Genomic DNA, 24,044 nt, shown 5'->3' on the forward strand with positions numbered 1-24,044 from the left:
GGCCGGTCCACGGCCTTGACGATCCGCGGAAGCGAGGGGGAGACGGGTGATGGGTGGTACGGGAACACGGCTGTTGCGCACCGCGGCACGGGCGCAGGCCGGCGGTACGACCGTGCTCCTCGTCACCGGCTGTGTGAGCGCCGCCGCCCAGCTCGCGCTGCCGGCCGTCCTCGGCGAGACGGTCGACGGTCTCGTCGGCGGTGACGATTTCACGCGGTGGCTGGGGGTGTGCGGGGCGCTGGTCGTCGTCTACGTGGTCTCCGAGACGTACAGCGACTACACGGCGGGCGTGGTGCAGGCGCGTTCCGCACTCTTCCTCCGGCGGCTGGCCACCGCCCGGCTCGTGGGCGCCGGGCCCCACGCGCAGACGGCACGGGGCCCCGGCGGCTTCGCTGCCCAGCTGCTGGAAGGCGCGGGCGCGGCAGCCATGGGGAGCAACGCCGCGGTGTGGCTGGTGCTCTCCCTGCTTCCCGCGCTGGTGAGCCTGGTCATGCTCTGGCGGACGGATGTCTGGGTCGGGCTCGTCTTCAGCTGCGGACTGCCCATCGTCGCCTGGTGCCTCAGGTCGTTCGCCGCCGACAGCTCACGCCTGATCACCCGCTACCTGGAGGAGCAGAGCACGGTCTCCAGCCGGCTCGCGGAAGCGCTCGGAGGAGCCCGCACCATCGCCGCGTCCCACACCCTGGAGCGGGAGGTGGCCCGCGTCGTGGAGCCGCTGCCCAGGCTGCGCCGCAGTGGGGACGCGCTCTGGCGACTGCAGGCCAGGACCGCCGCCCGGGGAAACGTGCTCTTCCCTCTCCTGCATGTCGCGGTCCTGGCCACGGCCGGCCTCGCACTCGGACGCGGGCGCATCTCCGCGGGACAGCTGCTGGCCGTCTCGGAGTACGCAGCCATGGGAACCGGCCTCGGTATGTCCCTGCTCTTCGTCAACCAACTCGCCCGGGCCCGGGCAGGAGCGGATCAGTTGCACGCCTACACGGCGCTGGCGCCCATGGCGTATGGCGGCTCGACCCTGCCGGAGCCGACGGGGGCGCCGACAGCAGGCGTGGGCGTCGAACTCAAGGGTACGGCCGTACGACGTGACGGCCGGTCCCTCCTCTCCGGCATCGACATCTCCGTACAGGCCGGAGAACTGCTGGCCCTGGTCGGACGGTCGGGGTCGGGCAAGTCGACGGTGGCCGCGCTGATGGGCCGTCTCCTCGACCCCGACCAGGGGGAAGTTCTCCTGGACGGTGTGCCAGTACGTCAACTGACCAGAGCGGCTCTCCGCCGCTGTGTCGTGTTCGCCTTCGAAAGGCCCGAGTTGGTCGGCATGGACATCGCGGACACCATCGCCGCCGGCGCACCGCACGCCACGCTCGACGACGTGGCCCGTGCCGCCGGGCTCGCCCGCGCCGCGTCCTTCATCGAGAGGATGCCGAACGGATACCGGACCGAGGTCGAGTCCGTGGTCCTGTCCGGCGGGGAGATGCAGCGGATAGGTCTGGCCCGGGCGTTCGTACGGCCCGCGCGGCTCGTGCTGCTCGACGACGCCACGTCGAGCCTGGACATGGCGACGGAACACGAGATCGACCGGGCGTTGGCCACCGACACCTCGGGGGCCACCCGTGTGATGGTCGCCCACCGCGCCTCGAGCGCGGCCCGTGCGGACACCGTGGTCTGGCTGGAGGCCGGCCACGTGCGGGCGGTCGGTACACACAGCGGGCTGTGGGATCTGCCCGGCTATCGGGCCGTGTTCCAGGAGAGGGCAGAGTCCGGCGCGGCTCCGGGCACGGCTCCGGGCGCGGCAGGAGCCGGGCGATGACCCGGTCCGGCGGTCGCGCTGCGGGGGTGTTCCTGTGGCAGCGACTGCGCGGCGACCGGGGCCCGTTGATCCGTTTTCTGCTGTGGGCCGGTGTGGAGTCCTTGCCCGCCTTCCTCGCGGGTCGCGCCGTGGCCTCGGCGGTCGACCAGGGGTTCCTGGCCGGTGAACCGCTCGTTGGTGTCGCCTGGCTGGCCGTCCTCGCCCTGGCCTCGGCCGTGGGCGCGTTCGGGGCCCGCGGGGTGCTGCTGACCACCGCGGTGATCGTCGAGCCGCTGCGGGACACGCTGGTGACCCGCACCGTCGAGACCACCCTGCGGCACGCGCTGACCGGCAGCCGCATGCAGCAGGACCGCTCGGGTGTCGCGCGACTCACCCGCCAGGTCGAAATCGTGCGTGAGGCGGCCGGCAGCCTGCTGTCCGTGGTGTGCCGGTTCGCCTTCTCCTTCGTCGGCGTCTGCATCGGCACCCTCACGCTTGAACCCACGGCAGGGCTGCTGGTCTTCGCCCCGGTGGTCCTCGGGGTCGGCTGTTACGTCGTCTCCCTGCGCGGTGTGGTCCGCGCTCAGGTACGCAGCATCGTGGCGACCGAGTCCCTGGCCCACGAAGCCTGGCGGCTCTCCGCGGGCCTGCGTGACATCACCGCTTACGGCCTGGAGGAACCTGCACTGCGCCGCGTCGACGACGCGGCGCGCGAGAACGCGCAGGCGGAGATCGCGCTCGCCCGCCTCGCCGCGCTGCGCACGCTCGCCCTCGGCGTGGGGGGCTGGCTGCCGCTCGTCCTGGTCCTGCTCTGGGTCCGATGGGGCGCCGGTGCGATGAGCGCGGGCGCGGTGCTCGGCGTACTGACCTACATCGCGCAGAATCTCCGCCCGGCGGTGCAAGCACTGGTCCAGGGAGTGGGCACCACCGGCATCAGGCTGTTCGTCACGCTCGGCCGACTGCTCAGGGACCAGGAATCGCAGCCGGAGGAGGCCGGCCGTGGCACCGCACTCCCGCCGCCCGCCACCCCACGCGTGTCTGCCGTTCCCGACCCCCGCACCGGTGTCGGGCAGGAGAGCGCCGGAGTCGCGGTGGCCCTGGATTCGGTGTCCTTCTCCTACGCCGGGGGTACGAACGAGGTCTTCAGCGGTATCGGCCTGCGCGTGAATCCCGGGGAACACATCGCAGTCGTCGGCCCCAGTGGCATCGGCAAGTCCACACTGGCCTCCTTGCTGGCCGGCACCAACAGCCCCACACACGGCCAGATCCGCCTCGACGGCGTCAGTCTCACCACTCTCACGCCTCGCCAACAGGGTCTGATCCGCACCTACTTGCCCCAGGAGGCGTACGTCTTCACCGGGACACTCCGGGAGAACCTCCTGTACCTGACGGACGGCCCGACGGACGATCACCTGCTGGACCACGCGGTCGAAGCGTTCGGCGTCGACCGCCTGGTCTCGGAGGCGGGTGGCTACGACGGCCCCCTCCTGCCGAGTCAACTCTCCTCCGGTGAACGCCAGTTGATCGCTCTGATACGTGCGTACCTCTCACCGGCCCGGCTGACCGTCCTGGACGAGGCGACGTGCCACCTGGACCCGGCCACGGAGGCCCGAGCCGAGGGCATCATGCGGGAGCGCCCGGGCACCCTGGTCGTCGTCGCTCACCGGATCAGCTCCGCGCGGGCCGCGGACCGGGTGATGGTCCTGGACGGGGGCACCCCGCGCATAGGAAGCCACGAGCACATGCTCGCGGAATCCGGTCTCTACCGCGATCTCGTCGGCTTGTGGTCCCCGATCAGCACCACTCCATGACACGGAACGGACCTGTATCAGGGACTCAGGCGCGAGCCGGGGACCAGGGGAGCGTCGCCTCGACGCCCCAGCCGCCTGCCGCCACCGGGCCCGCCTGGACGTCTCCGCCGATCAGGCCCGCCCGCTCGGCCAGACCCTTCAGCCCGAAGCCCTTCTGGGAAACGTGGCACGGCCGCCCGTCGTCGCTGACCCGTACGGTGAGCCGGTTTCCCGAGCGATCCACGCGCACCCGCACTTCGGTGCATCCGTGGGCGTGTTTGCGTACGTTGGTGAGGGCCTCCATCACCACCCGGTGCGCGGTCGTGGTCACCTCGACCGGCAGATCGTCGAAGGCCCCTTCCAGTTCGAGCCGGGCCCGGGCCCCGCCGACGGCCGAGAACTCCGCGACGAGCGTACGCACTTCACCGATGCCCGCCAGCGGTGTCAGCGTTACTTCGCCTTCGGTGTCGCGCAGCATCCCCACCATGTGCCGCATCGAGGTCAGTGCCTCCGAACCGGCCTGTTCGATCCGCTCTAGCGCGGGCGGTACGAGTTCGGGCCGCCGGCCGGCCATCACCTGGGCTCCCTGCGCCTGTACGACGATGCCGGTCACGTGGTGGGCGACGAAGTCGTGCAGGTCCCTGGCGAACTCCGCGCGCTGTTCGAGGCGGAGGGCCGCCGCCTGCCGCCGCCGGTCCACCAGGAGCAGGCGCATACCGAGGCCGATGCCCAGCGCCGTGACCGCCGCCGGGGCGAAGAGCAGCGCCATGTTGGTGGTGGACTGCCGCACCGAGACCGACACCGGCCGCAGCACGATCGCCATGCCCAGCAGAGGACTCCTACACGACGCAGATTCGAGCGATACGCGGCGTCCTGGCCGACCGCCACACGGCGCACCCCGACAAGATCCCGGTCCGGGAGGACCGAACCACCCTGCGGGAGCCTGCCTCTCCCCGCGTGAACGCTGCTCGCGCAACCTCGCCGACCGCCCGGCGCACGGCTCCCACACCACCGTCGGCAGATTCCGCTATACGCCCCGCGCAGCCGCCCTCCCCTCCGCCCTATTCCATCCCGGTCGCTGACCGCATCCCGCCTCGGAGTGCCCCATGTCCAGTACCAGCAGAACCATCGCGGCCCTCGATCGCCCCGCTTCCCGAGCCCGCACCGGATGGATCCGCCATGCCCGCCCCCGAGCACGACCAGCTTCCCGACATCGCAGTCGGCCACCACCCCGACTTCGGCATTACCGCCACCAGCCCCAGGCAACTCGCCGCCAATGCATGGATGTTGAAGGGATTCGACTTCCACCCCGTCCCGGGTCACTCCGCGCTGTACTCGCTGGCCGATCAGCAGAACGATGGACAGGGCTGTACCACCCGGGCCGTTGCTCTGCTGCGCAAGGCCGGCTACCAGGTGGACGCGGACATCGCGTTCGACCCCTCGCTCGCCTCCTGACCCGGGCCAGTCCGCGACCGCCCCGCGCACGTGGAGCCGGACGTCGCGTTCGGCGAACACCCCCAGCTCGGCATGGTCGCCGCCACCGCCGACCATTCCTCCGCTCTCGGCGGCCGAGCCATCCTGGAAGAGCATGGCTGGCGGCACGATCCGGGCCTGGACATCTACATGCTGCCCCTGGTACCGACCCCGGCGAGGCCCTCGGAAAGTCGCCGCCGCCACCGTGTCGATGCAGCGGTCCGACTTCCAGGTGGCCGTGCAGCCGCCTCGCTCAGGACGTAGCCGCGCGCCACCCTGCCGCACGCACCACGGCGGACGCCTACTGGGTAGACGCCGGGAACAACCAGTAGTCTACTGGCAATAATATGGCGGTAATTTCCGGCCTGCCAACGAAGGACCGGGAATTACCGCCATATTGCATCTAATTTTGGAGACTTTTAATGAATGCAGAAACATTCCCGAACTCGCAACTTTACGAGAATGGATATTGCGTTGTTTTCGCGAAGCGGATAACCCCACACGAGCTGCTTACCAGGGTGGAGTGCGGCACCATCAATCCAATTCTCTTGAGCAGATCAGAGTCTGAAGCCATCAAGGCATTCGGGGAGGACCTGTCGGAAGATGACGTACCAGACCTGGATATGGACGAGTTGAACAGTAGTGAGATGACCAGAAACGATGGCCCGCTAATACGCGCTGGCTCCTATTCGTGACAATGGTGCGCAGCTCTTTGCGGCCGGCATGGTCGGTGACGTCCAGGGTGAAGTAGCGCAGGGCTGCGAACTGGGCCTTGATGCGGTTCAGCCAGGAGGAGTTAGTAGGGGTGTAGGCGATCTCGACATTGTTAGCTGCCGCCCAGGTGCCGACCCGCTGGCACTTTCTTCGTGGTCAGGTGAGGTGAGGTGAGAAGTTGTCGCAGACAATCGCGATCCGCACCGTCGGTGGGTAGAGCGAGCGCAGGTAGCGGCAGTACTCCAGGAACTGGGTGCGCCGCACGATGGGCTTGATGTGACCGTAGAGCTTGTCGTTGGTCAGGTCGAGTGCGGCGAACAGGTGTCGTACCCCGCCGTAGCGGTTGTGGTTTGCCCGCCGTCGGCGCGGTTCGCGGTCGGGGTCCTTGTGCTTGGTCAGACTCCAGGTGGAGAACGGCAGGTCGTGCTCGGTCGGCTCGGACTTCGCGATCTTCTTGATCTCACGTCGCTCGGGCAGCGTGAACGTCTTGGGCCGGCCACCCTTGTACTTCGGATAGAGCAAAATCGAAGCCGTCGGCGTTGAAGTTGTGGACCACATCCCGGACCCGGTCGTCGCCGGTGAACGACACCTCGGCAATCTTCGCCACCGGCATGCCCTGCGCGGACAGCAGCACCATCTGCGCCCCCCGCCAGGTCACACCGACCCGGTGCCCCAGCGGATGACCCGCAGCAGCCGACTGCCCTCGTCGTCGATCTCACGCACGTGTACTCGGTCTGCCACCCGCACAGCCTGACGCCCGTGGGCTGCCCAGGGCCAGGACCCGGGCGGCGCGTCACATCACAACAGGGCGAACGTTGCCTGATGCGGCACCAGTTAGGCTTTGGGTCGCCCTTGGGAGCGGCCCACAGTTTGTCAGGTACACCGGCAGAAATCCGTGCCGCTACCCACCTTCCTCGTTCCGCGCGGGCCTGAGCAGAATCCGCCACCACCTGCGCCCGCAATGCGCCCTGGACATCTCTCAGCGCCATGGAGCCCACTGCCCGCGAAGGCGGCCTGCGATAAACCGCGTTGAAAGACATGAGGCCGACGGAAACCCCGGGCACCGAACCGCGCTCCCGCCAACCGCCAACCGCCAACCGCCACGGATCCTGGCCCCGACCCTGGCCCTGGCCCTGAGGCATCTCATCCATGCCCGGCAGTTCAAAGTCGCCCGCGCCGAGGACGGCAATCACCAATCCGCCGGGGTCGTTCGCCAAGCCCCCTGGGCGACGGTCCCGCAGGTCGTCACGGCAGTGCGGTGCTGAAGCAACTCGGCATGCACGGACTGCTGTTCGCGATCGACGTCCACGATCCGCTCCAGTCCGAGCGCCGCAGCGGCAGGTCGCTGGCGATCGCCACGATAGGCAACCGCATCGAGTTGTTCATCGAGTGGGTGAACACCCATGCTCATCATCGGGGCCGCCAGGCGGCGGCAATCCCGGCCGCAACGCGAAGAGCGAGACTCTCAGCTGGACCGCTGCAAGGCCAACTTCGCGAGCATTGCCCGCATCGACACTCACGCACATCAACTCCAGTCAGCAGCCGCAGACTTGGGCCGCCAGATCACCTCTGGTCTGGTTCCGGAACCGCTGGCCGACCGGCTGCGGGAACGGGCCCCATCGTTGCAGGTCACCGTGCTGACTGGTCTCTTCCGCAACATCTGAAAGCCGTCGGAGACAACGTCGGAGACAACACCGTCACGCCCCTCCTGGCTGGCATAAATGCGAGGCGAGGGCACGCACGTATCACCGTGCGCGGCCGACTCGGCTCCAACGTGCCGGCTGCGGGTATCACGGCTCAGTTGACGGTGTGGGTGGGGTAGACCTGGACGTCGGTGTAGGCGCCCTTGATGTCGCTTGCGCCGGTGGGCCAGTTCAGGGTCACGGTGTGGGTCTCGTTCGGGGGTGTGACCAGGATGTTGGTCGGGGAGGAGAGGCTGTTGCCGCTGTTGTCGGCGGTGTAGGCGATGTCGAAGACAGCGGCGTCGCCGGGCTTGAGGGTGGTGATACGGGGCTGGGCGTGGCCGCGCTCGATGGGGTTCGAAGTGTGGTCGGCGTCCTTGATGTCGACGCCCGCGAAGCCTGTTGCCGAGCAGGTGGTCGCCCCCCGGTTCATCATGGTGATGTTGACCCTGCCGGGGTCCGCCGAGTCGGGCGCGGCGTCTATGGCCAGGTCCTTGGTCTTGCAGAACGTGGTCTTGCCGCCGGCCGCCGTGCCGTTCGAGGTTGTCTCTGCCGCGGTGCCCTGACCGGAGCCCGACTTCGCGTTGTCGGCCTGCGAGCCGTCGGAGCCGGAGTTGCTCTGCGACTTCGAGCCGGTGTCCGAGGACGACTGGTTGTCCGAGGAGGAGGAGCCCGCGGTGGACGAGGAGTCCTTGGATACCGAGCCCTGCGCGGAGTTGTCGCTGCCACAGGCGGTGAGCGAGAGGGTGGCGGCGAGGCTGACGGCGGCGAGAGCGGCGATGCGCGTGTGCTTCATGGTGTTCCCCAGGAGTGGTGATGCGGTGCATGCGGTCGGGTGTATTTCTATCTCGCACCGAGTCACAGGGGATCCTCAGCGACGTCTTCGTTCTGTCACAGGGGTACTGACCTCGCGGTCCGCCAACGCGTCACCGTACGGTCACCAGCCCGACCCCCGAGTTCGACCACCGGGGCCTGGTCCTGAGGGGTGAACTTGCTTGCCACAGCCGGTCGCCGCATCGGATCACCGGGCACCTGACCGCCTCGCGGCCCCTCATCGCGAAGGACACCGGCCTTCCGCAGTACGACGGTTCGCAGGTGTCACGCCCCAGCGCACGGTAGTGACCAGCTTGCCCGTGGTGCGGCCCGCCTCCCCCAGGCCGTGGGCACGAAGCCTGCCCCGGGCGACGAGCTCGGCCACGGCGCACATCCCGGCCTGGCCGTGCTCAACTCACAGGAGTACGACGCGGACCTGTGCCCTCTCGGCCGCCGCCCCGGCGGTGTCCTCGTCTCCCCGTGACGTGCGCGCCCCACTCCTTGGCGATCCGCCCGGCGAGATGACCGACTCCGCCGGCCGCGGCGTAGATCAGCACCCGGTGCCCTCCTACCGGATGACAGGCAGTCCCATGCGCTGACGATTCTCTGGCGCTGACGTTTCTCTGGCGCCGACGCTTCCCTCGAACTCTGCGCCGAAGCCGAGTTCTCTCCAGTGCACCACCCGCTACAGCCCTGAATGCCGTGCTGTCAGCCCACATTTCGGCAGGTGCGTCTTTGCCCGTACCGCACCGCACCGCACCGCACCGGCGGCTCTCCCGCCCGCCGGATCAAAGCGCCTCCCGGGTGCGATACCGGCAGAATTCGGGCGCCGTTCGCGGCGAGTTGTCCGTGATCCTTCCGGGGATTGTCCGCGATCGGTAACGGACGCATCCGTCGGACCGCATTCCTCGTCCTGCCAAGTGGTCGCGAGGTGACCGGGATCGGCGTGGGACTGCGAGATATGGGGCGGACATGGCACGGCACGGTGGGCGGGGCTGGTACGGCAAGGTGCTCGGAGCGGGACTCGGGGTGACGATGCTCGCCGTCGGTGCCTCCGCATGGACCGCGCAGGCCCGCTCCGCGGACCACCCCAAGGCAGCCGCCCCGGCCATGCCGGGCCGTGACGTCACACCGGTCGCAGCGACCATCGCCCATGCCTCCGACAAGGGGACCGGCGGAGTCAACATCACCATCGACGACGGCCCCGACCCCACCTGGACCCCTCAAGTACTCGACCTGCTTCAGGAGTACGGAGTGAAGGCCACCTTCTGCATGATCGGACCAGAGGCCCAGGCCCACCCCGACCTCGTGAAGAAGGTAGTCGCAGCCGGACACCGGCTCTGCGACCACACGGTCTCGCACAACACCGCCATGGACAAAGCCTCCGAGGCCTACCAGTCACAGCAGATCCTCGACGCGGAACGCATGATCACCAAAGCCTCCGGCGGCGTACGCCCCATGTACTACCGAGCCCCCGGCGGAGCCTTCACCCCCTACAGCCGCAAACTCGCCGCCTCCCACGGCATGCGGCCCCTCGGCTGGAACGTCGACAGCAAGGACTTCGAGCGCCCCGGCACCAGCACCATCATCGCCACCGTCGAAAAAGAACTCCCCAACGGACCGACAATCCTCTTCCACGACGCCGGCGGCGACCGCGCCCAGACCGTCCAGGCCCTGCGTCAGCTCCTCCCCCAACTCAAGCAAGAGGGCCACTCCTTCGGCTTCCCGGTGCGCTGACACCCGCCCCCGGACAGTCCCGGCGTTTCGTGGCCCCGGCCCCGAAACGCCGGGCACACCGGCAGCTTGCTCCCCGGCACGGGCATCCGAACCTGGCCTCAAGGGCGTTGACAAAGGGTTCGGGGCCTGTCGACCATGGAACTCACATCAAGGCTGACAACGTTGTCGGACGACGCATCGGGAGCGACGTGACCCAGTTGAATCGCAGGCGGTTCCTGTCCAGTGGGATCGCCACCGCCGGTGGTGGTGTTCTCGGCGCGCTCGGACTGTCCGGCATCGCCGACGCAGCACCGGGCGGCACCACAGGAACCGCAGGCACCGCAGGCACCGCAGCCACCCAAGGCGCCCACCTCCCCTGCATCGACAGCCACGAGATCACCAGCGGCTGGACCTTCACCGCGGCGGACGGAACGACGCCGCCCGGAGACCAGGTGGCCAGCGCGCAGCGCATAGCCGGTCTGAAGCCGGCTGTCGTGCCGGGCACACCGCTCACGAGCATGATCGCCAACGGCGAGTACCCCGACCCGCTGTACGGCCACATCGTGACCGACGCGGTCCCGGACACCCTCAAGGACACCGACTACTGGTACCGGGTCGCGTTCCCCGTACCGCGGCTGGTCCCGGGCCAGCGGTTCTGGCTGCAGTTCGACGGCATCAACTACCTCGGGACCATCTGGCTCAACGGCACCCGGGTGGGCACCATCGAGGGTGCGTTCAAACGGGGCGTCTTCGACGTCACGGACATCATCGCGAAGGCCGACGGCACCGCCCACCTCGCGGTGCTGATCGGCAAGCTGGACTACGCCGACCCCCCGGCGCTGCCGAGCTACGCCAGCGGCGTGACCCGCGGCGGGCGCAACGGAGGCGAGACCGGGATCACCTTGAAGAACGGGCCGACGTTCTTCTGTACGGCGGGCTGGGACTGGCTGCCCACCATCCCCGACCGGGACCTGGGCATCTGGCAGCCGGTCACCTGGTCCACGACGGGTCAGATCCGGCTGACCGATGTGCACGTCGATCCGACGCTCTCCGCCGATCTGAGCACGGCCGACATCGCGATCGGCCTCACCCTCGACAGCGCCTTCGGCTCACCCCGGTCCGTGGTGGTCAGGGGCACCCTCGACGGCCGCGAGTTCACCCGGACCGTCACCGTGCCGGCCGGCGCGTCCACGGTGACGGTGACGTCGCAGGACATCGCCGGCCTGCGGCTGAACCGCCCGAAGCTGTGGTGGCCCAACGGGTACGGCGACCCCCACCGCTACCGGCTCTCGATCGGCGTCGAGTCCGGCGGCCAGGTCCACGACGAGCGGACGGTGGACTTCGGCGTCCGGCGGATCGAGTACACCAAGCCGATCCAGTCACAGACCGGCACACCGACGGACTGCCTGGCGATCACCGTCAACAACCAGCCGATCATGGTGATGGGCGGCAACTGGGGCCTGGACGAGGCGCTCAAGCGCATCCCGCGGGAGCGGCTCCGCGAGCAGGTGTGGCTGCACAGCGAGGCCAACCTCAACCTGATCCGGAACTGGAACGGCCAGAGCAGCACCGAAGACTTCTACGAGGCGTGCGACGAGTTCGGCATCCTCGTCTGGCAGGACTTCTTCTGCTCGACCGAAGGCCCCGCGCCGGCGAACGTCACCCGCGACCTGGACAACATCCGGGACTGCATCGTGCGGTTCCGCAACCACCCGTCGGTCCTGCTGTGGTGCGGCGGCAACGAGGGCCCGCCGCCGCAGCCGCTCGTCGACGGTCTGGACGCGCTGGTCGCCGAACTGGACCCCAAGCGCGCCTCGCTGACGAGTTCGGCCGGCGACACCGGCAAGAACCCCATTGGCGGGTACAGCTCGGGCGGGCCGTACCACTGGGTCACCCCCAGCACCCACTTCGGCCTCAACGACGGCACGCACTGGCCGCCGTTCCACAACGAGGTCGGTTCGTACTCGATCCCGACGCTGGAGTTCATCAAGAAGATGATCCCCGAGGCGTCGTGGGAGCACCCGGACGACTCCTGGGCCGACCGGGACGTCAACGGCAATGGCGGCAACGGCGGCGGCGCGGGCTATCTGCAGCTCACCGCGGAGCGCTACGGCGAGCTGCAGAATCTCCCGGACTTCGCCCGCAAGTCCCAGCTGATGAACTACGAGTGCATCAAGGCGATCTACGAGGCGCACGCCGCGAACATGGAGAGCGCTTCGCCGGGCAAGCCGTACCCGCGCACCGGCGTCATCATGTGGATGACCAATCCCGCGCAGCCCAGTTTCGTCTGGCAGATGTACACCCACGACCTGGAGGCGCACTCGTCGTTCTACGCGGTCCAGCACGCCTGCCGGCGGGTCAACGTGATCCTCAACAGCAAGACGTACGACGTGGTGGTGGCCAATCACACCCGGGCGGCTGTGCGGGGCACCATCGCCGTCACCCTCTACGACCTGGACGGGAAGGCGTTCGACAACACCTCCTGGCGCGTCGGCGGGGCAGCGGCGTCCGACCACACGGTGATCGGCAACCTCGCCACGCAGCTGAACGGCGCACCTTCCGACGTGGCCTTCGTCCGGCTCTCGTTCAAGGACGCGCACGGCGCCGAACTGGTCCGCAACTTCTACTGGATCGAGAACCCGGACCGGGCCGCCGGATTCCTGAGCCTGAACGATGTGGCCCCGGCCGCTGTCTCCGTCGTGGCCGACGTGAAGCACGGGAGGGACAGCATCGAGCTGACGGCGGAGGTCGAGAACATCGGCAAGGCCGTGGCACTGATGGTGCACCTGCAGGTGTACGACACCCGGACCGGTGAACGCATCCTGCCGGCGACGTTCGACGACAACTACCTGAACCTGGTGGGCGGCGAGTCGAGCACTGTCAGGGTCCGGCTGGACACCGGTCAGGTCCGCGACCACAAGGACATCGGGGTGCGGATCGACGGCTGGAAGATCGATCAGCGCGCCTCCCGGCTGCGGGGACACGGCCTGGCCGTCACCTTCAACAAGGCAGCGCTGTCGACCCAGCCGCCGGCGAAGACCTTCGGCGGCTGACCGGAACGCCCGGGTATGGCCGGCCGCGGCCGGCCATACCCGTCATCCGGGCCCTCGCCCGCCCCGCTCAGGTCGGGGGCACATCACGTCGACGGCGGCGGGACACAAGTCCCGTGCCGGCGACCACGCATCCGATGGCCAGAACCTTGCCCGCCCCGTAGTAGAAGGACCAGTCGCCATCGGCCGTCTTCCCGGTCAGCAGCAACCACAGCAGCAGCGCGATACCGGCCGCGACGAGCAGTACGCCTCCCGGCCGGCCGAGGCCGGCCCACCAGGGTTCGTCGCTGATCGGCGGGTTCTCGGCCTCCTGCGGTCCTCCGCCGTCTCCCTCGGCATCCCTCACCTGTTCTCTTCCCCTTCGACGGTCGCAGCGTGTTGATCGACTACAGGGCAGGACGAAGTCCGCTCCGGAAAGGTTCCGGCCCGACAAGGTTCCGGCCCGGTCCGGACGGGAGGCCTTAACTGTTCTGTCCAGCCCCGTCGTGGACCCGGACGATGCCGCTGTAGGTGGAGATGTAGGCGGAACCGTCGGGACCGAGGGTGATCGGGGACCAGTTGTTGTTGTAGGTGTCGCCGGTCCCGGTCAGGGTACGGAAGCGGGTCGTACCGGTGCGCCAGTCGATGGCGGTGAGGTACCAGGCGTCAACTCCCTTGCTGCTGTACGGCTTGGAGTAGGCGTACAGCAGGCCGTTGGAGCGGGAGAGCTTGGTGACGACTGTGGGCGACTGTTCCTTGCTGGTCCAGGCGACGTTGCAGCCGTCGCCCGCCTTGTCGACCTCGATCTTGGTGATTCCGCCGGGGGTGCTCATGCCGCCCTGGGTGCTCTTGATGGACGTGTAGCCGTAGTCGTTCTCCACCGTGAAGCCGTTGCCCCACGCGGTCAGCGAGTTCTCGGTGGCGGATGCGCCGGGCCGGAAGACGGGAACGGAGCAGACCAGGCGGTTGCCGTTGACGTGGCTGCCGCGCCGGTAGACCAGGACGTGCATGCGTGGGTCTGCGTTGTCGGTGATGCCTACGTAGCTGTTGCCCAGCAGGGCGGGGGTGGCGCCTGTGCCCTGGTTGATCTGGCCGGGCTTGGTGCGGGTCCCTCGGTCGTACGTCTCGCGCCAGTCGGTCCGCGGCGTCCCGTCCGGCGCCGCGTGCATCTTGTACAGGGCGTGGTCGGTGGCGATGAAGGCGCCGTCGGGGCCGGTGGAGAAGGAGTTCTCGATCTGCTCGCCCGTGAGGCCGGCCGTCCTGACCGTGCCGGTCTTGGGGTTGACGGTGCCGACGCGGCCGTGGTCGCTGACCCACCACAGCAGACCGCGGTAGTCGGGCTGGACCGCGGTCACCGGGTCGCACTCCCCCACCGGGTCCGGGTCGGCCGCGGTGGCGCAGTCGTGCGGCAGATGGCTACGCAGGTTCCAGTCGTCGGCCTGCTTGAACTCCCACCTTCCGGAGGTGGTGCGCCGCACCGTCAGCCGCTGGATGCGCTGGTCGGCGCCGGCGATGACGATCCGGTCGTGGTTGTCCAGGTAGTAGTAGGAGCCAGAGGTGTCGGAGAACATCAGGGCGGGGTTGTGGGTCGCCGCTGCCTGGTACGTGGAGGGGCGGACCGGCAGGGGGTAGGTCGCCAGGTCCTTGAGGGTGCTGGGGTCTTCCAGCCGCAGGGTCGGCCGGTGCGACGCGGCGCCGCAGTTGAGGACCATCAGCCCGTTGCGCAGAAACGTGGCCGCCGCGCACTGGCCGGGCTCGCCGGGGTCGGTGACCTTGCCGGCACTGGTGACCCGGGGGTGGCGCCCCAACGGACCTTCCTGCGGCTGGGTGTTGCTCGCATAGCTGTCGCCGTGCATGGCGCTCCGCCCGTCCTGCGCCATGAACGGGTTGTGGACCTCGCTGCCCGGCACGGGGTGAGGGCCGGCCGGGCGGCCGGTGGAACCGCGGGCCTGACTCATGCCGGGGCCGTCCGGCAGTGGCCCGGCCTGTGCCGCTCCGGCGGCGGCGAGCACCAACGCGACGGCCCCGGCTTGCGATACGGCCCGCGTCGCGACGCGACGCAGCTTCGAGGTGCGGAATTTCATGAGGGATCCTCCCCAGGCGCTCAGAAATAAGGCGAGTGCCTTAGCAACGTACACGAACCTTTAAGGCGAGTGCCTTACAATGGGGTTCATGACCAGAGGGAACACGACACGTGAGGCCATGGCCGAGGTGGCCCTGCGCATGTTCGCCGAGCGGGGGATCGACGCCGTCTCACTCCGGGAGATCACCGCGGCGTCGGGTCAGCGCAACAAGTCAGCGGCCCAGTACCACTTCGGCAGCAAGGAACAGCTCGTCCGGGAGATCTTCGAACGCCATACGGGGCGGGTGAACATGCACCGCCGGCAGCTGCTGGCCGCCCTGTACGAGAACGGCCGGCAGCCCACCCTGGAAGGACTGGCCGACGCCCTCATCCATCCGCTGGCCGACACGCTCATCGAGCACGAGCACAGCCATTACGCGCGTTTCCTCGCCCAAGTAGCCACTCCCCCATGGACGTTGGTCCTCGTACCGGCCGATCCGGCGGCGACAGAGAGCGTACGGACGGTCTTCAGTGAAATCGTCCGGCTCCTGGACGACCTGCCCCAAGCCGTCCTGCGCACCCGGCTCGCCCTGGCCATGATGCTCACGGTCCGCGCCCTGGCCGCGTGTGAGCACGCCATGGAACACAGCGGGTCCGACAACGCGCGGCGAGTCGCGCTCCTCACCGCCAACCTCATCGACAGCGCCATCGGAATCCTGCGGGCACCCGTCTCCGAGGCCACGCGCAGGCTCCTCCCCCCGGACCCGGAGCCGGTCACCGGCGACGACAACTGGTCCTGGCACTTTCTCGTCGGCGCCGAAGCGGGGTTCTGACCACAGAGCGGGTCCACATTGTGGCGCCATGTTCGAGCAAATCAAAGTTCCGCGTGAAAACGCTTCGTCGCCGGCCCTCAGGAGCACAGGGCCGGCGACGAATGCAACAGGAGCGGATCAAGCCCCTTGCGCGATATGGCTCGACAGCAGAAATGTCACCGCACAAGAGGTCTGTCTGCCGGGGTTCAGCAGAAGTGCGGAATGGCACCGATGTTGGCGATGTACCGCGCCGACACGAAGTTGCCCTTGGGCGTCTTGTACCAGAGGTCATTACCCTGCACGTTCTGGCCGCGCACCTTGCACACGATCGGAACGATCGAGTTGAACGAGTAGGAACCGACGACCCGGAAGCGCTGGCTGGGCCCGCTCCGCACCAGCACACCCGTCCTGGAGATCACGCGGCCCTTGAACAGGGACATGGCTGCGGGGGCAGTCATCTGGTCCTTGTTGGCCGTGCCGTTGCTGAGGTCGCCGGCCAGGGCGGGACCGGCGGCCAGGCCGACGGCCATCGCACCGGCAGTCAGTGCCATGACGAGCTTGCTGGTCTTGGGCTTGGGGAACACGCATTGCCTCCACGAGGTCACAGACCGATGGGTAGATGCCGTGAGACGACGCCCCCGTATACGCGCCGACACGGACGGCTCACTGCTCGCACAATCCGCCGTCGAACGGCCAACAGAGGGAAACGAATCGCCTCAGCAAGACGAAGCTACTGCGGCCGCCACAGCAACCACCCCAGCGCGCAATTCGACACACGGCGCGATCTCCTGAATGGGCGTACGAGCTTGGTCCGTTCGGGGGAATTCAACTGTGCAGCCGGATCTCAGGGCGGATCAGCGGCTTCAACGACTCCGTACGGTCAAAAGGCTCGACCGGCCTCCGTACCGCTACGGGCGGAACAGGCGCCGTCGGGCGATCAGTTCGACGGTCACGGCAACGGCGACGGCCTGCACGGCCATGAGGGCGATCAGGACGAACAGCTGCGCAGCGCCGGCCATCAGCGGACTCGCACCCCCCAGGAGCATGCCCACGAACGCCCCGGGAAGGGTCACCAGCCCGACGGTACGCGTCTGATCCAGCCCCGGGAGCAGGGCGTCGGATGCCGCGGGCCGCGCGATCTCCATCCGCGCGTCCCGGTCGTAGAAGCCCAGAGCCATCGCGGCCTCGACCTCTCCCCGGCGCTGTTCCAGCTGGTCGAGGGCGCGGCGTCCCGCGAGCACCGTCGCTGTGAGGGCGCCGCCGATGAGAATGCCGGTGATCGGAATGAGCACGAGGCCCTTGAGGGGAACCAGCCCCGTCAGCAGCAGAGCGGCCACCGTGGGGACGACGCCTGCGGCGAGGGGCGCGGCGGTGAGCCACCAGGTGTGGTTGCTGGTCAGCCGTCGGCCTGCCGTGCGTACGGCGACGGCGAACATCACGACCAGGAACGCGCCCAGCCCCGCCACCCTGGTGACCGCCCAGGTGATGATCAGGGACACCGCGGCGAGCTGAGCGGCCGCACGCACTCCTGCGATCAGGATTTCCCGCGGGCGGGCGGTCGAGGAATCAGGGGACAGCCGGCAGAAGTAGGCGACCCCCGCCGCCACCGCCAGCAGCACCATCAGCAGTACGCCGAGGGTGATGTTGACCGGCAGAAGAGACTTCGCGCTCAGGGGCACATGTCTCACCGTAAGGGGCACCATCGGCACTTGCAGCCCTGTCGGCCCGGGCAGACCTGGCCCGTCCTGCTCACGCCCCCTCCAACAGCCGTGCGGGAAAAGGCCGTTGACGATCACCGGCCGACGCCGGGCGCTCAGTGGCTCAGGATGTTCGCCGCCACGATCAGGAGCCCGAGCAGCATGTCCACGCCGCCGGTCCGGGACGCCCTGCCCCAGCCGCGGCCGGCCACGCGTGCGGCCCAGAGCCCCCAGCCGAACAGCGCCACCGTGTTGATCCCCAGGGAGACCGCGATCGCGCCCTCCTCGCCCCACCAGCCCTCGTGCGCGCCGAGCAGGGCGGCCACCGTGGGCAGTACCGCGGCGGCGAGCGGCCACTCGGTGAGCACCGACCGTACGGTGCTGCTGGTGACCGGTACTCCGTCGGCCGTCCGGTGGGCGATGGCATGGGCGTAGCCGTGCGCCGCCGCCGACGCGAGTGACGTGAGCAGCACCCAGAGCGCGTCGTACCCGGGGTCCGGACTGCCGTTGTCGTTGCCCAGCGCGGCGGCCAGCGCGCTGGCGAGAATCGTTCCGTAGATACCGCCGAACAGCAGCCGCTGCAGTGGTTCGGCGCGCCGAGCCGGGGGGACGGGAACACTCAGGCTGGCGGGCAAGGCGCATCCTCCATGGCGAGCGGGCCACTCCGCATGGATCAGTACAGATCAGCGCGGATCAGCACGGATCAATACGGGTCATTACGGGTCATTTCTATGTTGGCGGCTATTCCGTATAGAGAGATACAACCGCATACCGCCGCGATTCCCCCGTATCTGTTTACGGGAGCCCCGCGACCCGTCCGCCTGCTCGCCCCGGAGCGCGGCGGGGCGGCGGGGCGCGTGTGAGGCTCCCGTGCGGTATCCAGAGACATGAGCCCGCTGCGGATACTGCGCCCGCTCCACGAGGACCGACCACGCCCGAGGGCGCTCATCGCGGTGCCGTTCGCCCTGATCGCCGTCGTCACGGTGCTCGACATCTTCGCGCCACCGGACGTCCACCTCGGCCCTTTTCTCGTGGCGGCTCCGGCGATCACGGCGTCGTTCGCCGGACCCCGTATGACCGGCTTCGTCGGTGCGGTCGCCGTCCTGGCCCAGTCGCTGGTGGGTATCGCGCGCACCAGCATCAACGACCTCAATCACACGTACCAGATCGCCGCGCTGTTCCTGATCTCCGTCTTCGTCACCTTCTTCGCCCATCTGCGGGAGCGGCACTCACGGGAGATGAACCACCTCCGCTGGGTGGCACAGGCGGTGCAGCGCGTGGTGATGCCTCCGCTGCCCGAGCAGAGCGGGACGCTGCGGATCGCGTCGCGCTATCTGGCCGCGGAGGCGGAGGCGCAGCTCGGCGGCGATCTGTACGCGGTCGCCCGTACGGCCGGGGGCTCCCGCGTGATCGTCGGAGACGTACGCGGCAAGGGGCTCGACGCGATGGGCGAAGCCGCCCAGGTCCTGGGCTCCTTCCGGGCCCTGACCCACCAGGAACCGGGACTTCCGCAAGCCGTGGCCCGGCTGGAGGCCGGGGTCGCCGCGTACGGAGACGGGCTGCCGCCCACGGAGGGGGACGACGGTCGCGGTACGGAGGCCTTCGTGACCGCTGCCGTGCTGGACATCCCGGACGCCGACCCGGAACTCCGCCTGGTCAGCTGCGGGCATCCGCCACCCCTGCTGCTGCGGTCCGGCCGGGTCCTCTCGCTCGACGTCCGGGAGCCCGCGCCGCCTCTGGGACTGGGAGCTCTGACCGGTTCCGCCTTCACCGCCCAGACGTTCCCCTTCGGCGTCGGCGACATCCTGCTCCTGTATACGGACGCCGTCATCGAGTCCCGCGACCGGGCGGGCCGCTTCTACCCGCTGCCCGACCGGATCGCGTCGTTCCGCGCCGAAGGGCCGGATGCGCTGCTGGACGACCTCTGCGCCGATCTGCTGCGCCATGCGGACGGCAGCCTGGGCGACGACGCGGCCATGGTCGCCATCGAACGGCTCGCGGCACCCTGACCGCACGGGGCTCCGAACAGCCCCTGTTCCAGGCATCCGCGGACCCAGCACGGGCCCTGTGCGGGCCCGGACCGGCACTCGGGGACATTCATCCTGAAGGATTAATAATCATGATCAATCGGGCACGTCCGGCAAATAGCCAACGACCACAAGACCCTATATGGGCACCTTGCTGAATTTCCGTCAGATGCCAGAAAGATAACGCTTCCCCAGGAACGTCACCCCATCCCGTGGTGCTAAGATCATCACGCTTGCCAGGCGGTACCAAACCCGCTATGGCGCTTAATCGCGCAGCGCGTCGGGCCAGAATTCCGCCACCCCGGGGGGAACTTTGCCATCAGCCGGGCCTATCAAGGCAGTCGGGCAGGAGAACGCGCGCGACCGATCCCGTATGTCTGCGGCCACGAGTGCACTCGACCGCGCCCCCGAGACATTCAGAGCCCGGCGGCCCCGCCACCCGAAGAGAGCCTTATGACTCAGTACCTCCAGGATCCAGCACTCTGGGCTTTGATAGCTGGTACTCCTGTCGCCGCTACCGCGATCGTTCGCGGAAGAAAGTCGATTTCCAAGCTCCGCACGGAAAAACAGGAACTCCGAAGCCACTACTCCACCCTGGAAGAACACTACGCGGAATCCGTCGAAGAGGCGAAAGAGCGGGCCGAGGAGGCCACCAAGACCGCTCTTAAATCCGCAATGCGGACGCTTCAGGGCCTCGCGAGTGAGCAGCAGCTCGCAATTTCGAAACTCCAGGACAAGTACGGAGAACTTCATATCCTCCAGGATCTCCTGGACATCGACCATATGAACTCCCAGTTCGCACGGCGCGCCCAGTCCATTGCCGTGCTCTGCGACGGCTGGCTCGGCCGTCAGCGCACCGACGCGTCGCTCTATGACGTGGTCCGCAGCGCGAAGGGCCGTATCCGCCACTTCACCCGTGTGGAGATCCGGACCCAGAGCCATTTCGCCATCGTGAGCCGCGCGGTCGAACCGGTCGCCCTGACACTCGCGGAACTGCTCGACAACGCCACCAGTTACTCGGCGCCGGAAACCATGATCGAGATCAACATCCGGCCGGTCCCCAAGGGCGTCTGCATCATTGTCGACGACGCCGGTGTCGGCATGAACGAGGAGGAGAAGAGCCGCGCGGCCAAGCTGCTTTCGAGTGAGCGCTCCCCCGGTGTCGCGGGACTCGGCAACCCGCCGCAGTTCGGATTCACCGTGATCGGCGTGCTCGCCGCACGCTACGGATTCAGTGTCTCCGTGGACACCACGTCGCCCTATGGCGGTGTGCGCGCGGTCGTGCTCCTGCCCGACGACCTCCTTACGTCGATGCCGGAACCCGCCCCCCAGCCCCAGGCGAAGGAGATACCCACCGTGGCAGCGTCCTCCCCGATGCCGCCCGAAGAGGGTTCGGCGGCAGCACCGGAACCGGCTCCCGCGACCACCTTCGGCGGTCTGCCGAAACGCAGCAGAAGGGGGCCGATCTCCATCGTGCCGGAATCCGGCCCCGAGGCCGCCCCTGCCAGGTCGACCGAGCAGATCGCCTCGGTCATGGGGGCGTTCCAGCGGGGGACCCAGTCGGGACGCCGTTCCACCAGTGCAAGCAGCGAAGGGCCTGAGACTCAGTGAACTACGACCTGTCATGGATGCTTGACAGCGCCCTGGAAGTCCCCGAAGCGCGGCACGCGATCCTCGTCTCGGCGGACGGTCTGCTCATGGCCCGCTCGAAGGAGGTCGGCAAGGACCAAGGCGACACCATCGCCGCCGCGATGAGCGGCATGCAGTCGCTGAGCCGCACGGTGGCCGACTTCTGCGGCCGCCCGCCGAGCGACCGCCCCCAGTGGCGCCAGACGCTGGTCGAGTTCGAGCACGGCTGGGTGTTCCTCAACTCCGCAGGGGAGGGCGCCTACCTCGCCGTCTCGGCCTCCCCCGAGGTCGACATGGCGGAGATCTCCTTCCGTATGCAGCAGTTGGTCGGCCAGCTCGGCAAGGCACTGACCAGTCCCCCGCGCGAGATTGCCGACGCCGACGCATGACGACGACAGAGGAGCCGGACCAGGAGCCGGAAGCCCCGCAATTAGTGCGTCCGTACGTCATCACGAACGGCCGCAGCCTGGTGGACGATCACGAGCTCTCGCTGATCACGCTGGTCACGGTGGGCGAGAACTGTCCCGCGATCGGCCATCTCGACCCGGAGAAGCGCCGGTTGGTCGAGCTGTGCTCGGGGGGATACCTCGCGGTCGCCGAGATCGCAGGGCACACCCAGCTGCCCGTCGGTATTGTCCGCGTCCTGCTCGCCGATCTCACCGATGCGGGATACCTCTACACGCGCAAACCCATTCCGCGGGCCGAGCGTGTCGAACGACGCATACTCGAAGAGGTGCTGAATGGCCTTCAAGCCCGTTTCGGATAGCGGCGTCTATCTGAACGAAACAGTGCAGACCGCGGCGAAGATCCTGGTGGTCGGGCACTTTGCTGTCGGCAAGACGACATTCATCGGAACGATGTCGGAGATCCCTCCGCTGCGGACCGAAGAAGTCATGACCCGGGCCGGCGAGGAAATAGACGACCTCAAGGGAACGCGCGGCAAGACCACGACAACCGTCGCGATGGACTTCGGACGTCTCACGCTGAGTGAGAATCTGGTGCTCTATCTCTTCGGAACACCGGGGCAGCAGCGCTTCGTCCAGGTGTGGGAAGACATGTCGCGCGGGGCGCTCGGAGCTCTCGTACTGGTCGATCCCGAGCGGCTCCAGGAGTCGTTCCCCGTGATGGACCTGGTGGAGCAGTACGGCATTCCGTACACCATCGCCGTCAACCGGTTCGACATCGGGACGAATCACGAGGACGCGGAGATCAGAGAAGCTCTCGACCTGCTTCCCGAGACACCTCTGGTGAGTTGCGACGCGCGCGATCAGCGCTCGTCCGCGAATGCTCTGATCGTCCTCGTCCGCTATCTTCAGTCGCGCCTTTCCTAGGAGTTCGGCATGCAATACCGTTCCGAAGCCCAGGGCCCGCCCCCGGGCTGCCCCGCCCACAACAGCGGCAAGAGCGTTCCGCTGTACGGGCCCGAGTTCGCCGCCGATCCCGATGCCTACTACGAGCACATGCGGGCGTACGGCACGGCGGCACCTGTCGAGCTGTCCCCCGGCGTGGAGGCTCATCTCGTCACGGACTACGCGGCCGCGCTCCATGTACTGCAGAATCCGGACGTGTTCGCGCGGGACTCGCGCCGCTGGCGCGCCCTGAACGAGGGTCAGGTACCGCTGGACAGCCCGATCCTGCCGATGATGGCGTACCGGCCGAACTGTCTGTTCACCGACGGCAGCGATCATCTGAGGTTGCGTCAGGCCGTGACCTCGTCGCTGGGCCGGATCGACACGCACCGGGTGAGCCGGCACGTCGACCGGGTGGCGATGTATCTCATCGAGCAGTTCAGCGGCCGCGGCCGGGCCGATCTGATCGCCGAGTACGCCCAGTTGGTGCCGCTGCTGGTGTTCAACGATCTCTTCGGCTGCCCCCCGGAGATCGGCGACCGGCTGGTGTACGGGATCTCCTGCCTCTTCGACGGCGTCGACGTCGAGAAGGCCGGCGAGATCCTGACGGAGTCCCTGTTCGAACTGGTCACGCTCAAGCGCGCCCAGCCCGGTGAGGACATCACCTCCTGGCTGATGCAGCACGAGGCGCGGCTGTCGGACGAGGAAATGATCCACCAGCTGGTCATGCTCATCGGGGCCGGAACCGAGCCCACCCAGAACATCATCGCCAACGCACTGCGGCTGCTCCTCTCCGACGACAAGTACTCGGGCGGCCAGCACTCGGCGGGGCTGCTCGTCGAGGACGCCATCAACGACGTCCTCTGGAACGGGCCGCCGATAGCCAACTACGCGGCGCACTACCCCCTGTACGACGTCGACCTCTCCGGTACGACGCTTCGCGCCGGCGACCCGGTCGTCATCAGCTTCGCCGCAGCCAACAGCGATCCGGCCCTGTCGGTGAGCCGTCAGACGCTCAGCAAGCGCGCGCACCTCGCCTGGGGTGCGGGCGTGCACGCCTGCCCAGCCAAGGATCCCGCGCTACTGATCTCGGTCCTGGCGATCGAGAAGCTCCTCAACACCCTGCCGGACATCGACCTGGCGGTGCCCACCGACACCCTGACCTGGCGGCCGGGCCCCTTCCACCGTGCGCTCGCCGCACTGCCCGCCCGCTTTACGCCCGAACACAGGGAAAAGCACACATCCAGGCCTTACGCGACCGGCCCGCGCATACCGGAAAACACACCCGCACCACAGGGCCGTGGAAAGCCGGAAAAGGGTAGCTGGTGGAGTGGATTCCTGACCTGGTGGAAGGTGTGACATCCACAACACCATGAGTGACTTTACCGTCGCATGAACGTTCAGGCGGACGGGTAGACAGGGTTGGCAAATCTTACGTGATCTCTGCAGCAAGGAGTCGCAGTGAAGC

20 protein-coding genes and 2 pseudogenes are annotated in these 24,044 nt (G+C 68.2%); 13 read left to right on the plus strand and 9 right to left on the minus strand.

Going from position 1 to position 24,044, the window contains the following annotated elements:
* The first annotated feature begins 49 nt into the window (after nucleotides 1–49).
* Nucleotides 50–1,804: an ABC transporter ATP-binding protein gene (locus OG210_RS03305; protein ID WP_371534951.1), complete on the plus strand. Its 1,755-nt coding sequence runs from the start codon at nucleotides 50–52 to the stop codon at nucleotides 1,802–1,804.
* Nucleotides 1,801–3,594, plus strand: coding sequence for an ATP-binding cassette domain-containing protein (locus tag OG210_RS03310; RefSeq protein ID WP_371534952.1), 1,794 nt, complete (start codon nucleotides 1,801–1,803; stop codon nucleotides 3,592–3,594). Before OG210_RS03305 ends, OG210_RS03310 begins: the two co-directional genes overlap by 4 nt.
* Nucleotides 3,595–3,619: 25 nt before the next feature.
* On the opposite strand, the gene OG210_RS03315 is transcribed toward OG210_RS03310, so the two are convergent.
* Complete coding sequence (locus OG210_RS03315; RefSeq protein WP_371534953.1) at nucleotides 3,620–4,396, minus strand: sensor histidine kinase; 777 nt, start codon at nucleotides 4,394–4,396, stop codon at nucleotides 3,620–3,622.
* Between the two features lie 356 nt (nucleotides 4,397–4,752).
* Between OG210_RS03315 and OG210_RS03320 the strand changes: the two genes are divergently transcribed.
* Entirely contained in the window at nucleotides 4,753–5,028 is a 276-nt protein-coding gene (locus OG210_RS03320) for a hypothetical protein (protein WP_371534954.1), read from the plus strand.
* A gap of 711 nt (nucleotides 5,029–5,739) precedes the next feature.
* Here the strand turns inward: OG210_RS03320 and OG210_RS03325 are convergent.
* Nucleotides 5,740–6,501, minus strand: a pseudogene (locus OG210_RS03325) (transposase); the annotation flags it as partial.
* Between the two features lie 662 nt (nucleotides 6,502–7,163).
* On the opposite strand from OG210_RS03325, the gene OG210_RS03330 reads away from it, so the two are divergent.
* Nucleotides 7,164–7,424, plus strand: coding sequence for a hypothetical protein (locus OG210_RS03330; protein WP_371534955.1), 261 nt, complete (start codon nucleotides 7,164–7,166; stop codon nucleotides 7,422–7,424).
* Nucleotides 7,425–7,557: 133 nt separating this feature from the next.
* On the opposite strand, the gene OG210_RS03335 is transcribed toward OG210_RS03330, so the two are convergent.
* Both OG210_RS03335 and OG210_RS03340 read right to left on the minus strand, forming a co-directional pair.
* Nucleotides 7,558–8,238, minus strand: a complete 681-nt coding sequence (locus OG210_RS03335; RefSeq protein ID WP_328332579.1) for a DUF4232 domain-containing protein — start codon at nucleotides 8,236–8,238, stop codon at nucleotides 7,558–7,560.
* Nucleotides 8,239–8,493: 255 nt separating this feature from the next.
* Nucleotides 8,494–8,821: pseudogene (locus tag OG210_RS03340) on the minus strand (hypothetical protein); the annotation flags it as partial.
* 406 nt (nucleotides 8,822–9,227) lie between these two features.
* On the opposite strand from OG210_RS03340, the gene OG210_RS03345 reads away from it, so the two are divergent.
* Together OG210_RS03345 and OG210_RS03350 are read left to right on the plus strand one after the other, a co-directional pair.
* Complete coding sequence (locus OG210_RS03345) at nucleotides 9,228–9,992, plus strand: polysaccharide deacetylase family protein (RefSeq protein WP_371534956.1); 765 nt, start codon at nucleotides 9,228–9,230, stop codon at nucleotides 9,990–9,992.
* A gap of 188 nt (nucleotides 9,993–10,180) precedes the next feature.
* On the plus strand, nucleotides 10,181–13,024 hold the full coding sequence (locus OG210_RS03350; protein ID WP_371534957.1) for a glycoside hydrolase family 2 TIM barrel-domain containing protein: 2,844 nt from the start codon (nucleotides 10,181–10,183) through the stop codon (nucleotides 13,022–13,024).
* A gap of 67 nt (nucleotides 13,025–13,091) precedes the next feature.
* Here the strand turns inward: OG210_RS03350 and OG210_RS03355 are convergent, their stop codons facing one another.
* Nucleotides 13,092–13,367, minus strand: coding sequence for a hypothetical protein (locus OG210_RS03355; RefSeq protein WP_328332576.1), 276 nt, complete (start codon nucleotides 13,365–13,367; stop codon nucleotides 13,092–13,094).
* 115 nt (nucleotides 13,368–13,482) lie between these two features.
* Nucleotides 13,483–15,084 carry a hypothetical protein gene (locus OG210_RS03360; RefSeq protein WP_371534958.1) on the minus strand — a complete coding sequence of 534 codons (1,602 nt, stop codon included), beginning with the start codon at nucleotides 15,082–15,084 and terminating at the stop codon, nucleotides 13,483–13,485.
* 88 nt (nucleotides 15,085–15,172) lie between these two features.
* Between OG210_RS03360 and OG210_RS03365 the strand changes: the two genes are divergently transcribed.
* Complete coding sequence (locus OG210_RS03365; RefSeq protein ID WP_328332573.1) at nucleotides 15,173–15,895, plus strand: helix-turn-helix domain-containing protein; 723 nt, start codon at nucleotides 15,173–15,175, stop codon at nucleotides 15,893–15,895.
* 185 nt (nucleotides 15,896–16,080) lie between these two features.
* Here the strand turns inward: OG210_RS03365 and OG210_RS03370 are convergent, their stop codons facing one another.
* The 3 genes from OG210_RS03370 to OG210_RS03380 all read right to left on the minus strand — a co-directional run bounded on the left by OG210_RS03370 (nucleotide 16,081) and on the right by OG210_RS03380 (nucleotide 18,206).
* The gene (locus OG210_RS03370) at nucleotides 16,081–16,458 is read right to left on the minus strand and encodes an SH3 domain-containing protein (RefSeq protein ID WP_328332571.1); all 378 of its coding nucleotides are present in this window, start codon (nucleotides 16,456–16,458) and stop codon (nucleotides 16,081–16,083) included.
* A 324-nt stretch (nucleotides 16,459–16,782) separates the two neighbouring features.
* The gene (locus tag OG210_RS03375; protein WP_371534959.1) at nucleotides 16,783–17,577 is read right to left on the minus strand and encodes an ABC transporter permease; all 795 of its coding nucleotides are present in this window, start codon (nucleotides 17,575–17,577) and stop codon (nucleotides 16,783–16,785) included.
* A 110-nt stretch (nucleotides 17,578–17,687) separates the two neighbouring features.
* Entirely contained in the window at nucleotides 17,688–18,206 is a 519-nt protein-coding gene (locus OG210_RS03380; RefSeq protein ID WP_327294667.1) for a hypothetical protein, read from the minus strand.
* A 252-nt stretch (nucleotides 18,207–18,458) separates the two neighbouring features.
* Here OG210_RS03380 and OG210_RS03385 point away from each other — a divergent pair, with 252 nt between their 5' ends.
* From OG210_RS03385 to OG210_RS03410, 6 genes are all read left to right on the plus strand, one after another.
* Nucleotides 18,459–19,580: a PP2C family protein-serine/threonine phosphatase gene (locus tag OG210_RS03385; protein ID WP_371534960.1), complete on the plus strand. Its 1,122-nt coding sequence runs from the start codon at nucleotides 18,459–18,461 to the stop codon at nucleotides 19,578–19,580.
* A gap of 471 nt (nucleotides 19,581–20,051) precedes the next feature.
* Nucleotides 20,052–21,209 (plus strand): ATP-binding protein, encoded by a 1,158-nt coding sequence (locus tag OG210_RS03390; RefSeq protein ID WP_328332565.1) that lies wholly within the window; start codon nucleotides 20,052–20,054, stop codon nucleotides 21,207–21,209.
* A complete protein-coding gene (locus tag OG210_RS03395) occupies nucleotides 21,206–21,616 on the plus strand; it encodes a roadblock/LC7 domain-containing protein (RefSeq protein ID WP_328332562.1) in 411 nt (136 codons plus the stop codon). Before OG210_RS03390 ends, OG210_RS03395 begins: the two co-directional genes overlap by 4 nt.
* Nucleotides 21,613–21,993, plus strand: a complete 381-nt coding sequence (locus tag OG210_RS03400; protein ID WP_328332560.1) for a DUF742 domain-containing protein — start codon at nucleotides 21,613–21,615, stop codon at nucleotides 21,991–21,993. The genes OG210_RS03395 and OG210_RS03400 overlap by 4 nt, the downstream gene beginning before the upstream one ends.
* Nucleotides 21,968–22,558, plus strand: a complete 591-nt coding sequence (locus tag OG210_RS03405) for an ATP/GTP-binding protein (protein ID WP_328332558.1) — start codon at nucleotides 21,968–21,970, stop codon at nucleotides 22,556–22,558. Before OG210_RS03400 ends, OG210_RS03405 begins: the two co-directional genes overlap by 26 nt.
* A 9-nt stretch (nucleotides 22,559–22,567) precedes the next feature.
* Nucleotides 22,568–23,935 (plus strand): cytochrome P450, encoded by a 1,368-nt coding sequence (locus OG210_RS03410; RefSeq protein ID WP_328332556.1) that lies wholly within the window; start codon nucleotides 22,568–22,570, stop codon nucleotides 23,933–23,935.
* The last annotated feature ends 109 nt before the right edge of the window (nucleotides 23,936–24,044 follow it).

Source organism: Streptomyces sp. NBC_00466, assembly GCF_041433995.1.
Lineage (GTDB): Bacteria > Actinomycetota > Actinomycetes > Streptomycetales > Streptomycetaceae > Streptomyces.

Bases quoted from the DNA above. Each gene is read 5' to 3' on its own strand.
- OG210_RS03310 (WP_371534952.1), top strand. From the start codon at position 1,801: ATGACCCGGTCCGGCGGTCGCGCTGCGGGGGTGTTCCTGTGGCAGCGA.
- OG210_RS03335 (WP_328332579.1), bottom strand. From the start codon at position 8,238: ATGAAGCACACGCGCATCGCCGCTCTCGCCGCCGTCAGCCTCGCCGCC.
- OG210_RS03345 (WP_371534956.1), top strand. From the start codon at position 9,228: ATGGCACGGCACGGTGGGCGGGGCTGGTACGGCAAGGTGCTCGGAGCG.
- OG210_RS03375 (WP_371534959.1), bottom strand. From the start codon at position 17,577: ATGGTGCCCCTTACGGTGAGACATGTGCCCCTGAGCGCGAAGTCTCTT.
- OG210_RS03305 (WP_371534951.1), top strand. From the start codon at position 50: ATGGGTGGTACGGGAACACGGCTGTTGCGCACCGCGGCACGGGCGCAG.
- OG210_RS03320 (WP_371534954.1), top strand. From the start codon at position 4,753: ATGCCCGCCCCCGAGCACGACCAGCTTCCCGACATCGCAGTCGGCCAC.
- OG210_RS03400 (WP_328332560.1), top strand. From the start codon at position 21,613: ATGACGACGACAGAGGAGCCGGACCAGGAGCCGGAAGCCCCGCAATTA.
- OG210_RS03365 (WP_328332573.1), top strand. From the start codon at position 15,173: ATGACCAGAGGGAACACGACACGTGAGGCCATGGCCGAGGTGGCCCTG.
- OG210_RS03390 (WP_328332565.1), top strand. From the start codon at position 20,052: ATGACTCAGTACCTCCAGGATCCAGCACTCTGGGCTTTGATAGCTGGT.
- OG210_RS03385 (WP_371534960.1), top strand. From the start codon at position 18,459: ATGAGCCCGCTGCGGATACTGCGCCCGCTCCACGAGGACCGACCACGC.
- OG210_RS03330 (WP_371534955.1), top strand. From the start codon at position 7,164: ATGCTCATCATCGGGGCCGCCAGGCGGCGGCAATCCCGGCCGCAACGC.
- OG210_RS03405 (WP_328332558.1), top strand. From the start codon at position 21,968: ATGGCCTTCAAGCCCGTTTCGGATAGCGGCGTCTATCTGAACGAAACA.
- OG210_RS03315 (WP_371534953.1), bottom strand. From the start codon at position 4,396: ATGGCGATCGTGCTGCGGCCGGTGTCGGTCTCGGTGCGGCAGTCCACC.
- OG210_RS03410 (WP_328332556.1), top strand. From the start codon at position 22,568: ATGCAATACCGTTCCGAAGCCCAGGGCCCGCCCCCGGGCTGCCCCGCC.
- OG210_RS03360 (WP_371534958.1), bottom strand. From the start codon at position 15,084: ATGAAATTCCGCACCTCGAAGCTGCGTCGCGTCGCGACGCGGGCCGTA.